Here is a 12,059-nt window from a genome sequence, read left to right on the forward strand (position 1 = left end):
CGCAAGACCTCGCCGCCTGCTCGAGATGCCCCAGCGCCTTGCGCGAGGTCTCCGGCAGTACACGAACCGCCCTGCCAGCACGAGGTCTAGCGGCAGCCTGACGCCGAGATCGGGGGCAGTCAGACTCCCAGTCAGTGGCAATGCCTCCGAGTCGCTAACGCCGTATCCGGGCAACGCTGCCTGCATCTTGGCTTCCCGAGCCAATATCCGCTTCGCAGGCGCACGAACTGGCTGCGATGTTGGGCATCTCCGCTGTATTTAGCGGGGCAGGTAGCCGGCCCTCATTTCGCGCGATCGGACAATTCAGGGCCGGGCAAGACTGGGCGTGAGGCGGCAGAAGGAGTCCTTGCCGACGCAAGGCGAGGAGCCACCCCAACAGAAGTCTCGGGTGCAGTCCGTGACCTCCTGCGCCAGTTAGTCTTTCTACTCGGTGGTCCGGCCCATGAGTTTCTGCGTCGTCGTGTTTGCAAAGAGCCGAGCCAGTTTTTCCGCCTTCACAGTTTTCGTCAGCCCGGTATTGGCGATGACCTCTTGTTCTTGCGCATCGCGGCCTAGGAACGCGCAGAGGATGTTGATCAAGTGGCTGGCCGAGGCCCTTTCCGGAAATCACTCCGATGCCACCAGAGGCCTCGGAGAAGCCAAATGGGAGGAAATTGACCTCAATATCCGGCTTGCACGACAAGGAGGGCAGGGGGGCGATGAAGATCACTTCGGAGGAAATATCGTCCGCGATGCTACAGCTCACAGGGTTCTAGATTTCAACCGCAATGAGGTGCCGCAGTTTGCGAGGGAGCTTTGCGAGGTACATCAACGCTTTAAAGTTCGCCGAAAACTGAATGAGTAGGGCAGGGGACTCCAAGACCGAATTCGGTCCGTTGCGGGCAGCAGATAATCGACCACGCATCCTTGAAACCTACAGCGAAGGCCAATTACGCCAGTTCAAACCTAACAACCTTGTGGCAAGCAATCTAAAATCTAGGGACACCTCACGGACCTGACAGTCGCCCAATGCCGCTCCCGTGATGGATGGTGGAGATTGCGACAGGATTTCAACAGGTTGCAGGGTGTCGTGTGCAGCACATGTTCATACTCTGATCGCGTAATTTCGTGCTGATTCGCGGTCTTTTCGAGAGTGGGTTTGGGTCGGTGCGCATCCAAAAGGACGACCCCGGCTTTGGTAGCTGCATAAGATCCCCTCGGGGCATGAACACCAACAAAACCACGATGGCTAATTTTTCGGAGATCGCACCCGTACAGAATCCGAACCGGTGCAGGCGACTACCTTGCCGGAACAATAAAGGGGCAAGTTTCGTAAAGGGAACTGTTCTTCAGCGAATCGACAGTGAACGCGCCCAAATCAGCGAATGTAATCGGCGAAAGGCTGCCATTTTTTTGATCGGCCCGGAGCGCTACCCCTCCAGGTTTCTCGGCGATGGCCCCGGGGCGCGTGACGATCGTGTTGAAGCTGCGGGGTGAGCTTGCACCGATGAATTGCGTGACCGCCGTGTTGTCCTTCAGCATCTGGGTGTTCCCGCTCAGGTAGGCCGCGGCGGGTGCCAGGATCTTGAGCCACGTGGGCAACTTCCCATCGGTGTCCGGGGCGAAGATCACGGATTGGAACAGGAACACCCGCAATACCGGTTGCGCGTCCAGCAGAGGCCATAGACGCCGGATGAAGGCGATCATCATGCCCGGTTCGTAGTGCTTGCCCGACGGCCCGCCTGCACAGCAGATGACATAGGCCGCTCCGTTCACGGTGTCCGCAAGCGCCGGGATGTCTTCGAAATCGCCCTTGATGACGGTCAGTCTTTCGTCCGGAATGGCCAGTTGTTCCGGGCGTCTGGCCAGCGCGCGAACCTTGTAGCCCCTGTCCAGCGCATGCCTCACGACGTGGCGGCCGGTTTTTCCGGTCGCTCCGAAGACGGCGATCGTTTCGATCTCGGCGTTTGTTTCGGTGGTCATCGAGACCTCTTCAATTGGCGATGCGCGTTCTCTGGACGTCAGTGCGGGGTCAGTCGGGGCAGGGCATGCCGGCGGCGGTCCAGATCGCCATATCCTCGAGATGGGACTGGAGGCTGCCGGGTGCCGGGTCCCGCCCGGGACCAGGGTTGAAGCTCCAGGTGATGAACCCGATCAACTCGGCATCGTGCAGGATATGCTCGACGAGATCGGCCGCGTCGCGACCGCCGTTCCTCTCGGGGTCCCGCATCTGCTCGCAGATTTCGGCACTGGTCCGGTCGCCCCACTGAAACTCGATTGGGGCGAGTTGCCAGTCCATTCCAGTATGCGGCGCGGCGTACGCGATGTCGTTGGGCCGGGTTGATGTCTGGTGGCAGGCGTTGCACGAAAGCCCCTCGGCGCCGATCCGGCTTTCGCCCGCGACAATGGCCATGCCGTGGGGCCTGTCCGGCTTCGACAGGGTGCCCCAGAGCGGGACGTTATCGCTGCCGACATGACAGTTCACACAGCGAGGGTGGCTGGTGACGGCATGGATCCGTTCCCATGCGGCCAAACCCTCGGCTTCAGCGACCGATCCCGGCTCCGGCAGGCTCGAGGTATCAAGCTCTGGTCCCGTCTGTGCGCTGGCCAGTGTTGCGAAGCCGTAAAGGGTGAGCAGAAGAAGGAGGGGTCGCATGATCTTGCTCATTGATTCCAGGGTTCCGATCATTTGCGCGACCCAAGTGTGAACGCGTCGATCACATCACGGCGGAAGAGAAGGCCCAGGGCGATCAGCTGGAAGACCATGAACAAGCCGATCCCAAGATAGACCGTGGCCGGAGACGCCATTTCCAATGGCATCGGGCTGATAATCTGGGTGATGAGGCCCTGCGAGTAGTCGAAGGCACCGACAGCGTTGTAGGCGACGAGCACACCCCAGACGCCCGTGCCCCGCTTCGTCCAGAAGAGATACAGCATCACCGGCAGGATAAAGCCGATGATCGTGTCGCTGAACCAGGGGCCAAACCAGCCGTCAGGCGCCGGGCCGCCGTACATCTGCAAGTCCGGCAAGAAGAGGATGGTCTGCGCCCTGAAGATCGTGGCGCCCATCAGGAGCGTGATCGCCCATTTCACCGGGTGAGACATGCGCATCGGCCTTCCGAAGATTCGAGCGCCGCAAACAGCGCAGAGATGAGGATTAGTACGTGCGTTCCATCGGTAGCCGCCGCCAAGATGGCTGCGTTACCGACGCTCACGCAATATCTTTCTGTCTTGTCGCGCACCTGACGGATCCTCCGTGCACCGGGTTCGAAAACATCACTGAACGGGGATAAAGTCCGCGCGCTCTTCAAAGATGACCAAGTTGATGCAGGGTTCCGGCCCAACGCAGAGGTCGGCATGGGGCACGTCGGCGGGCTGATACCAGCTCGACCCGGCGGTCAGGATCGGGCCCTGGTCGGGTTCCGACATTTCCCAGTGCTGGTGACGGCCCGCGATAACGAAGCCCCAGTAGCCATCGGTATGGGTGTGCGGAATGGCCATGGCCTGCCCGGGATCGGTGCGTGACAGGATCGCCGTGGGGATGCCCTGCTCGAACCCGCCGTAAAGCGTGTAGGCCTCGACGCCGGGAAAGAGCGGCGCAAAAGGGGCCTCTTCGAACGGGGTGCGGACCATATTGTCGGGAAAACGTTCCTGCGCCATGGCAGGAAAGACCGCGCCCAACAGAAGCGCGACGCCGAGTGCGGCGGTCTTGATGGATTTGCTGTTCATTGTAAGGAACTCCTGAGTTGAGGGGCGGGCAGGGCCCGTCCGTGAAAATTCGTCACTGTACGGGGGTGAAGTCCGCCGCCGCGTCGAAGACGACGAAGACCTGGCAGATTTCGGGGCCGAGGCAGTCTTCGGCATGAGGCACGCCACCGGGCTGGAACCAGTAGGACCCGGGAAGCAACTCGGGGCCCCGGTCCGGTTCGGACAATTCCCAATGCTGCATCCGGCCTTTCACCACCATCGCCCAGTACCCGTTCTCGTGGGTATGCGGCAGGACCTGATAACTTGCGGGATCGAGGAGCGAGGTCATCGCGGTGGGCAGGCCGGTGCCAACCCCGCCATAGAGGGCCACGCTTTGCACGCCGGGGGCGGGAAAGGGGACGAACGCCGTTTCTTCGGCCGGCACGCGGATGCCCGCTTCGGGGCTCTGCGCATCCTGTGCGTGTGCCGTCTGGGCAAGGCAAGCGGCCAGAAGAAGGCAGACACGCGTGCCTTTGCGGTTTCGTGTGAATGTTCCGGGGTGCATTTCAAAAGCTCCTGTTGACGTGATTTCAGAGAATTATCGTGCGATCTTCGTGCGCCGGTGAAAAACGGCCTGCATGGCAAAGACCGAAAGGGCGACGGCCAGCGCGATCCGGGGCACGTGACCGAGCAGCCAGATGGCTCGGGTGAAACCCGCGGTTTCGGGCGTGACGCTGCCGAAAAGGCTCAGGAGCCCGTAGAGATTAGACGCGGCGGCCTCCTCAGGGGAGAACGTCGCGGCGCCGAGCCGCAGGTTCAGCGGCATGTGAAGCACCAGCGTGATGAGGCATGTGGCGACCCAGCACAGAATGGCCCGACGCCAGAGCCTGCGCAGCGCCGGGTCGCCCGCGTCGAGCCGGGCCGACCGGACAAGCCCGTAAAGCGTCAGGAGCAAGAGCGGCATAATGGTGAACAGGAACCGCAGCCACTGGCCGAAGAACGTCTCCATGAAGACGCTGGCTTCGAGGCTGAGCCAGTAGGCGCCCATCGACAGACCGATGAACAGGTTCCCCCCGGCAAAGGCGCTGCTCGACAAGAGCGTGATCATATCCAGGCGGTCGCGCGTCTCGGGAGGGTGGAAGCTGGCGTCGGTCATTTGCTGGGTCTCGATACGTTGATGTGTATGGCAGAAACCCGAGGCGACACCCGCGCATCAGGCGAAGGCGATGCTATCGCCGAGGGGCAGGGTCCTGATCCTTTGACCGGTCAGGGCGAAGACGGCGTTGGCGAGCGCGGGCGCCGCGGCGGGTGTGCCGATCTCGCCGATGCCGCGAATGTGCGTCTGGTTCTCCAGAATGCGTGTCGTGACCTGCGGGGCCTGGTACATGCGGAGCGCCGGGTAATCGTGGTAATTGGACTGCTCGATCCGGCCTTCGGACACGGTGATTTTCTCGCCGATGGCCGCACTCAGGCCGAAGTTGACGCCGGAGATCAGTTGCGCGTCGAGATTGCGCGGATCGAGCGCGGTGCCGACATCGGCCGCGACCCAGGCGTGGGTGATCCTGAGACCGCGCTCCGCCTGTTCGACCTCCACGATCTGGGCCGAGGGCGCGCCGAAGACCAGTGCAAAGGAAACGCCGCGCGCCCGGCCACGCGCCGGTGCCGTGCCCCAATCGGCCATCTCGGCGACAGCTTCCAGCACTTGGCGGCTTGGTGCGTCGGTGAGAAGGTCGAGGCGCATCTCCACCGGGTCGCGCCCGGCGGCGACGGCCAGTTCATCCATCATGCATTCGTGGAAGAAGCTGTTCTGCGACGCGCCCACCGACCGCCAGAAGCTGACCGGCAGGAGTGGGGCGACCTTGTAGGCCGACACGCGGTAATTCTCGATCCCGTAGGGTTGATCCCAGAGCGCCTGACCGATGGTGAAGTCCGGCACGAAGTCGGGGATGGAGGCAGGCGCGCCGCCCCGGCCGTTTATGCCGGACAGGATCGAGGGGCAGGCGGTGGAGATATCCACCGCCACCGGCAACCCGTCGTGGACACTGGCCCGAAACCGGCCGATTGCGGCCGGCCGCCAAGTGCCGCCTGCCATGTCATCCTCGCGGCTATAGGTCAGCAGCACGGGCGTGCCTTCCATCTGCACCGCGACCTTCGCGGCGTTCTGGACGAAGTCCATTTCGCCGCGCCGCCCGAAGCCGCCGCCCAGAAGCGTCGTCGTGATGGTCACGGCGACTTCGTCGATCCCCGCCGCCTTCGCCGCTTCGCGCCGGGCGACGGTCGGACCTTGCGTGCCGGACCAGACGTGCAGGCGGCCGTCCTGAAACAACGCCGCCGCCGACATCGGCTCCATCGTGGCATGGGCGAGGTAGGGGACGCGGTATTCGGCCTCGATCACCTCGCCACCACTCAACGCCGCCTCGACATCGCCATCGTCCCGCTGCCGGCTGTCGAGATGGTCGGGCGTGAAGGACGCGGCGATGGCATCGAAATGGCCCTCCGTCTCGGCCGGATAGGTCGGCGGCGTCCATTCCGCCACGACGGCGTCGAGCGCCCGCATCGCAGCCCAGGTGGTGTTGGCAACGGCGACCACGGCAGTGCCGATGTCGAGCACGGCGTCCACGCCCGGCAGAGCAAGGGCGTCAGTGGCATTCAGGCTGCGGAGCGTGCCGCCGGGGTAGGGCGTGCGCCGGATCACGGCGAAACGCATATCGGGCAGACGGATGTCGCTGGCATAGATCGCCCGGCCCGTAGACTTGGCGATGACGTCCAGACGGTCCTGCGACTTCCCGAGGATGCGCCATTCACTTTTCGATCGGAGTGGCGGTGCGTCGGCCAGTTCGACCGAAGCCGCCTCGGCGGCGAGCTCAATGTAGGCGATGCGCGTTCCGTCGGGCAGCACGACCGCACCCGCCCCGGTGCCGAGTTGGGCGACCGGCACGCCGGTCCGGGCCGAGGCGGCGGCCTTCAGCGTCTCGCGCGCCACGGCACCGGCGTGTCGCATCTTCTCGTAGGCGTCATGGGTGGAGGTCGAGCCGCCGGTGATCTGGTAAGCCAGGAACACGGCCGGTATGTCGCGCTGAGCCCGTGCGAAATCCGCGAGAGCGCTCTGGTCCGTCGCGGGGAAAGGGTAGCCTTCCTCGACCACGCCACCGTTGAAATAGGCCGCGGAGGGTGGGCCATGGTCGATGGAGATATAGGCAAGCTCGACATCCAGTTCCTCGGCCACCAGTGCGGCAAGCGTGGTTTGAATGCCTTGTCCCATCTCGGCGCGGGGCGTGATGATGGTGATCTCGTCCGCGGTGATCTTGATATAAGGCGTAAGTGCGGTCTCGCCCGGACCGAGGGAGGCGATCAGCGGGTTCTCAAGGTTTGCGAGGTAGGCGCGGATGGCGAAGACCACGCCGCCCGCGACGACGGCCGACGCGATCAGAAAGCCGCGTCGGGTGTATCTGCCCACTCGGCTCATTCTCAGACCTCCCGCATCATGGTGGCAGCGGAGTGAATAGCGGCGCGAATGCGCGGGTACGTCGCGCAGCGGCAGAGATTGCCGCTCATCACGGCGTCAATGTCTGCATCCGTCGGCTCGGGATTGCGCGCCAGCAGGTCGACCGCCTGCATGATCTGTCCCGATTGGCAGTAGCCGCATTGGGCGACCTGGTGCTCGATCCACGCGCGCTGAACGATGTGAAGGGCATCCGGTGTACCCAGCCCCTCGATGGTCGTCACCTCGCCCCATACATCGCCAAGGGCAACCTGGCAGGACCGGACCGCCGCGCCGTCGATATGGACGGTACAGGCGCCGCATTGCGCAATCCCGCAGCCATATTTGACACCGGTGATGCCGAGCCCATCCCGCAGCGCCCAAAGGAGCGGCGTGTCCTGAGGCAGGTCCACTTCATGCGATGTTCCGTTGACCGTAAGCTGCATGGTCCACCCCCGTCTTCTTCTCCCATGACCATGTGTCGATCTGACTGGATCGGACAACTTGCAGTTCGGCCCATTAAATTGCGGATCGTCCCAAGTTGCGCGGCGGGCCGGTCAATCGGGTGCGGGAACCCTGTAAATATAGAACGGCGCCTCGGCTTGCATGTCCTCCAACGCCGCCGGACGGGCGAACGTATCGAGGAAACGGGCAAGCCGACTGTCGGTGAACCAGACGTCGCCGTTCGGGGCGACGCTCACGCTGTCGGCCCAGTCGACACCGGGAACGCGCACCAGGGTCGTCAGACGTCCATCGGGCGCAAGGCGCGCCAGGCCGCCCGATTGCACGTCGGTCAGGATCACGTTCCCCGAGCCATCCATCTCGATACCGTCGCTCGGCGGCGCGCTGCCGAGGGTTTTAACCGCGGCTGCCACCACGTCGGGCGTGGCCGCGGGGTCGCGCAGGATGGCGGTCGGCACACGGTAGACCGTGTCATGGGTCATCGCCTTGTAGACAAGCCATTCCCCGTCGGCCGACAATGCGATCCCATCGACGCCGACCTGGAAGGTGACGAGTCCGAGAAACAGCCGGAAGGGCGTGCCGTCGGGCAACGTCATCGTGCGGTTCTGCGGCGCGGTGGAGGGATGATCCTCCAGCACGCGTCGAACCGTGCGGGTTTCGACATCCAGCACAACGAGCGCTGCGGGCGTGAGCCGAAGAAAGCCGGTATCGGCGAGGTATACCGTGCGGCCATCTGGTGAGACGCGCAGGTCCTGCGCACCGGGTGACGAGCCGTCGGGAAACCGGAAATCGAAGACTATCGTGCCGCTGTCTGGGTCGATGGCGAGCACCTCGGTCGCTTCGCCCGACGTGCTGCCGGGGCGGACGGCCCAGATGTTCCCGTCTGGTCCGACGGTTATGCCGAAGATGTCGTGCAGACGTTCTCCAAGATCCGGTGCGATGGGGAGCGCTGCGCCGTCACGCCACTCGAAAAGGACGTGCGCGACGTGGTCCTGCGGACGATGTATAGGGTGATAGGTGAAGAATACGCGCCCATCGGCACCCACGGCCACCATCCCCGGGGGAAGGGGCAGGGCGATTTCCGCGATCGCCTGTGACGCCGGTTCACCTGACAGGCCGGGGTATGTCGCGCCCATGCCGAACAGGAGCTTGATGGCGAGCACTCCGGCGAGCATGATCGCAACGACGCCGGCCACGCAGATGGCGACGTATCTCGGCCATCTCCGGGCTTGATTGATCTGCTGCATGAAGAAGCCTCTGTTCTGGCAACGGCCCCGCTGTTCCAGGCCGATCTCGGCGCTCTTCTGGATGCGTCCGTTTGTGTGACGGAGCCTATGGAACCGACGGGTGGGAAGAAAACTTGCGGAACGGCCCAATTGCTTGCGGATCGTCTCAAATGACTTGCCACGCGGCCCGGCACGAATGAGGATCGGCCATCTTCGCCCTGGAAAGGTCTCGCGGTTGGAAGCCATACAACAGCCCAAGTTCTCGACCGCTGTCCTGCTGGGGGCGATTTGCAAGTTGCTGGATCTTGACCCTGCGAAAGTCGTCGCCGAGGCGGGGCTGCCTCAACGCATCGTCACCGGGCACGGGGTTCTGGTCGCCGAGGACGACTTCTTCCTTCTCTGGGACACCATGGTTCGCCTTGGGCACCGCCCTGACTTTGCGGCGTTCGTCGGTCGGGCGCTGGCAAACGGGGCGACGTCCGCGGTCTTCTTCGCACTGTCCTGCGCGCCGAACCTGAAGACCGGTTTCGAACGCTTTGCCCGCTTCAAGCATGTCTTCGGGCCCATGGGCATGTCGGTCCGGCTGCACGACAATGCACTTCGGATCAGGCTGGTCCCCCTCCGTCCCGACGGAAGTGTTCCGGCGAGCATCGCCGGTCCGATCCTGACTTTCCTCCACGAGAAGGCGCTGTCTTGCACGGCCAGGACGCTTGTCCCCGAAGCCGTGTGTTTACCGGCATCCTCCGATCCTCGGGGCGATCTCGCCGAGGTGTTCGGGGTCGCACCGACGGAAGGCGAGCCCGAGCTGGTTTATTCGGTGCGGGATGCAGACTGCAGGCTGGTTTCCGAGAACGCGGAGCTGTGGGCCGCCATGGAAACGGATCTGATGGCGCTTGTCTCGGCGTCGGACAAGTCCACGCCGCTTGCGGATCGGGTCAGGTCCTGCCTGATCGAGGCGATCACCGATGGCGACCCCTCCATCGCCTTCGTCTGCGAGCGCCTGGGAAAGAGCCGAAGCAGTTTGCTGCGAGAGCTTCAAGCAACCGGCGAGACGTTCCAGGGCCTGTTGGAAGAGACCCGAAAGACGCTCGCCCTGCGCTATCTGCGCAACAGCGACATGCCCGTGAAGCAGGTGGCGAACCTTCTGGCCTACCGCGACCCGAATGCATTCTACCGGGCCTTCAAGGGGTGGACCGGTCGGACGCCTGGTTCGGTGCGCCGGGGGGAAGACTGACTGAGCGTTACCCGCATCGCTGCATTTCACGTTCCTGATAGCACTTGGTGTCAGCCGGGTCGTCACGAAAGGTCATCTGACGTCCGCAGCAACAGGCTTGGTCACGCCTTTGGGGACGAAATAGTAAAGATAAAACAGCATGGCCCAGTAGACGAACATCAGGTTCGGGATGGTGCCGAGCAGGTCAGAGTCGATTTCAGGGAGCCCAAAGCGCTCGCCGTAGGATGTGCCCACGCCGAATGTCAGGAAGATGACGGTACCGGCGAAAAGCCCGATGATCGCGGCCATGTTATCCCGCGAGCGATGGACGCCGCGTCGCCGCTCGGTTCTGAAGAACAGGTAGAGGAATGCCGCGGAGAAAGCGGCCTCCCAGGCCACACCCACAAGAGGTTGGGTCTTGTAGGCCGCATATCCGATCGACGGAGTTTCGGGACCGAAGACGTGATGGGGATATCCCGCCATATAGTCCGTAACCGTATGTCCGATGAGCAGAAGCGCGCCCAGAAGTGCGATCTTGTGGCGTTTGAAAAGCCAAAGCCCTAATCCATAGAACACCGGGGCCCAAATCAACGTCGGGATCAGGTCATGGCTGTAGGTCATGTCGACGTCGAGGTTCTGGAGCGTCATGTCGAGGATGTTCGCAGGTCCGGTCGGCTCGAGCCCGATGAGGGCGAAGGCATGCCAGAGAAGATCGGGCACCGCGCTCGCGACGAGAAAGAAGAACAGCGTGTTTTTTTCGGTATGCTGATCGGCAACGAGGGCCGTAGCGTAGTGTCCTGCGAGCATTGTCGGTCTCTCCTTGCGTTAACCGGCCTGCATGAAAAAGGCTTGGCGATTTCGCGCAATCAAATCGGCCGAAGTGGAATGCAGAACGATGCCGACCGGGATTACGAAGTATGGTGCCGTCCCGACCGGAGAAATGAGCTGCAATTCCACGGCGACATAGAGGTCGCTGAGTCCGGTGAACTGCCAGGTGAAGCCAAATGTCCAGACGCCAAAGGTTCGGCGCGTTTCAAGCAGGTCAGCGACGATCGGGGCTGTCATGCGGCCATCGTATTGGTTCTGATCGATCCGCACCGCGGTTGCGACGCAGGACCGAACCTCCGGTTCCGAAGCTCGGGTGGTTCGCCGATATGTGCTGAACCATTTAGGAGTTGAGGTCAGATGACGAGGAAGGCGAAGGGCAAAACGCCGAACAGACCGTAGAGCCCCAGCCGAGCGCCCGGCGAGAAGGTTCTCCCGCGTGTGAAGACAAGGACGCAAAGGACACCAAGCGCCGCCTCGAACGTCAGCGCTGCGGGCAGGTTCAGATGATACCAGTCGGTTCCGATCGGATGGCTATCCGGCCCGAACACATGATGCCCGTAGCCGGCGACCAGGTCGCCCAGCCAGTGGCCTAGTGACAATGCCATAGCGATCAGCGCGAACATGCGCTGCCTCGTCACCGCAAAAGCGATCGCACCGGCCAGCAACGTCCAGCCGATCTGGGGAACAAGATCGTGACTGAAAGTCATCTGGGTCACGTTGGTGGCGAGTGTTGGCCCGTCCGCACCTGTCGGTTCCATGGTTTCGATGCCAAGCGCCACGAAGGTGAACATCGCGATGTCGATGAGGAAAACGCTGACAAGAAGAAGCCACCAAGGCATGTCCGGGGCCGCGCGTTTCGCTACCAGTGTCGTTGCCGCGTGCCCGAGGATCATCGGGCGGCCTCTTCGCCGCACTTCTTCATGTCCGACACCGGTCGAACCATGACGACAGGGTCACTCACCTTGCCCGCGGCATCCAGGCGGATGATGTCCATGCCGGTGAGGGCCGCATGGCCGACGCTACCGCGAAACTCCAGCACATGGCCCTCGTCACCGACGAATTCCTTCGCGTATTCGAAGGTCTCGAAGTTGCCGAACGACCGCTGCAAGCTGGCGACGAAGGCCCCTTTGCCACGCATCGCCGTCGCGCCTCGGGGGTATTCGGTCGTGGTCATGGATGGCTC

The 12,059-nt window shown here is 63.0% G+C and carries 16 protein-coding genes; 2 read left to right on the forward strand and 14 right to left on the reverse strand.

All coding sequences use genetic code 11. From position 1 onward, the window contains the following. Positions 1 to 423: 423 nt before the first annotated feature. Entirely contained in the window at positions 424 to 579 is a 156-nt protein-coding gene (locus R5H30_RS19770; protein ID WP_318330376.1) for a hypothetical protein, read from the reverse strand. On the opposite strand from R5H30_RS19770, the gene R5H30_RS19775 reads away from it, so the two are divergent. Next, positions 569 to 844 carry a hypothetical protein gene (locus tag R5H30_RS19775; protein WP_318330378.1) on the forward strand — a complete coding sequence of 92 codons (276 nt, stop codon included), beginning with the start codon at positions 569 to 571 and terminating at the stop codon, positions 842 to 844. The two genes, R5H30_RS19770 and R5H30_RS19775, sit on opposite strands and share 11 nt — an antisense overlap. Positions 845 to 1,278: 434 nt before the next feature. Here the strand turns inward: R5H30_RS19775 and R5H30_RS19780 are convergent, their stop codons facing one another. The 9 genes from R5H30_RS19780 to R5H30_RS19820 all read right to left on the reverse strand — a co-directional run bounded on the left by R5H30_RS19780 (position 1,279) and on the right by R5H30_RS19820 (position 8,985). Further along, a complete protein-coding gene (locus tag R5H30_RS19780) occupies positions 1,279 to 1,962 on the reverse strand; it encodes an NAD(P)-dependent oxidoreductase (protein ID WP_318330379.1) in 684 nt (227 codons plus the stop codon). A 49-nt stretch (positions 1,963 to 2,011) separates the two neighbouring features. After that, entirely contained in the window at positions 2,012 to 2,635 is a 624-nt protein-coding gene (locus R5H30_RS19785; protein ID WP_318330380.1) for a hypothetical protein, read from the reverse strand. Between the two features lie 29 nt (positions 2,636 to 2,664). Next, positions 2,665 to 3,084, reverse strand: coding sequence for a hypothetical protein (locus R5H30_RS19790; protein WP_318330381.1), 420 nt, complete (start codon positions 3,082 to 3,084; stop codon positions 2,665 to 2,667). Between the two features lie 171 nt (positions 3,085 to 3,255). Continuing rightward, positions 3,256 to 3,708 carry a cupin domain-containing protein gene (locus tag R5H30_RS19795; protein ID WP_318330382.1) on the reverse strand — a complete coding sequence of 151 codons (453 nt, stop codon included), beginning with the start codon at positions 3,706 to 3,708 and terminating at the stop codon, positions 3,256 to 3,258. A gap of 52 nt (positions 3,709 to 3,760) precedes the next feature. Continuing rightward, on the reverse strand, positions 3,761 to 4,231 hold the full coding sequence (locus R5H30_RS19800) for a cupin domain-containing protein (RefSeq protein ID WP_318330383.1): 471 nt from the start codon (positions 4,229 to 4,231) through the stop codon (positions 3,761 to 3,763). Between the two features lie 33 nt (positions 4,232 to 4,264). After that, the gene (locus R5H30_RS19805; RefSeq protein ID WP_318330384.1) at positions 4,265 to 4,822 is read right to left on the reverse strand and encodes a hypothetical protein; all 558 of its coding nucleotides are present in this window, start codon (positions 4,820 to 4,822) and stop codon (positions 4,265 to 4,267) included. A 57-nt stretch (positions 4,823 to 4,879) separates the two neighbouring features. Further along, complete coding sequence (locus R5H30_RS19810; RefSeq protein ID WP_318330386.1) at positions 4,880 to 7,132, reverse strand: xanthine dehydrogenase family protein molybdopterin-binding subunit; 2,253 nt, start codon at positions 7,130 to 7,132, stop codon at positions 4,880 to 4,882. Between the two features lie 2 nt (positions 7,133 to 7,134). Next, the gene (locus R5H30_RS19815; protein ID WP_318330388.1) at positions 7,135 to 7,593 is read right to left on the reverse strand and encodes a (2Fe-2S)-binding protein; all 459 of its coding nucleotides are present in this window, start codon (positions 7,591 to 7,593) and stop codon (positions 7,135 to 7,137) included. A 111-nt stretch (positions 7,594 to 7,704) separates the two neighbouring features. After that, positions 7,705 to 8,985 (reverse strand): SMP-30/gluconolactonase/LRE family protein, encoded by a 1,281-nt coding sequence (locus R5H30_RS19820; protein ID WP_318330389.1) that lies wholly within the window; start codon positions 8,983 to 8,985, stop codon positions 7,705 to 7,707. A gap of 46 nt (positions 8,986 to 9,031) precedes the next feature. On the opposite strand from R5H30_RS19820, the gene R5H30_RS19825 reads away from it, so the two are divergent. Then, the gene (locus R5H30_RS19825) at positions 9,032 to 10,069 is read left to right on the forward strand and encodes a helix-turn-helix transcriptional regulator (protein WP_318330390.1); all 1,038 of its coding nucleotides are present in this window, start codon (positions 9,032 to 9,034) and stop codon (positions 10,067 to 10,069) included. A 72-nt stretch (positions 10,070 to 10,141) separates the two neighbouring features. Here the strand turns inward: R5H30_RS19825 and R5H30_RS19830 are convergent, their stop codons facing one another. The 4 genes from R5H30_RS19830 to R5H30_RS19845 form a co-directional block, all read right to left on the reverse strand. After that, the gene (locus tag R5H30_RS19830; RefSeq protein WP_318330391.1) at positions 10,142 to 10,855 is read right to left on the reverse strand and encodes a hypothetical protein; all 714 of its coding nucleotides are present in this window, start codon (positions 10,853 to 10,855) and stop codon (positions 10,142 to 10,144) included. 18 nt (positions 10,856 to 10,873) lie between these two features. Beyond that, entirely contained in the window at positions 10,874 to 11,113 is a 240-nt protein-coding gene (locus tag R5H30_RS19835) for a hypothetical protein (protein ID WP_318330392.1), read from the reverse strand. Between the two features lie 116 nt (positions 11,114 to 11,229). Further along, positions 11,230 to 11,769, reverse strand: coding sequence for a hypothetical protein (locus R5H30_RS19840; RefSeq protein ID WP_318330393.1), 540 nt, complete (start codon positions 11,767 to 11,769; stop codon positions 11,230 to 11,232). After that, positions 11,766 to 12,050 (reverse strand): hypothetical protein, encoded by a 285-nt coding sequence (locus R5H30_RS19845; RefSeq protein ID WP_318330394.1) that lies wholly within the window; start codon positions 12,048 to 12,050, stop codon positions 11,766 to 11,768. Before R5H30_RS19845 ends, R5H30_RS19840 begins: the two co-directional genes overlap by 4 nt. Positions 12,051 to 12,059: the final 9 nt, after the last annotated feature.

The organism is Roseobacter sp. FCG-D35 (genome assembly GCF_033436665.1).
GTDB lineage: Bacteria > Pseudomonadota > Alphaproteobacteria > Rhodobacterales > Rhodobacteraceae > JAWQFO01.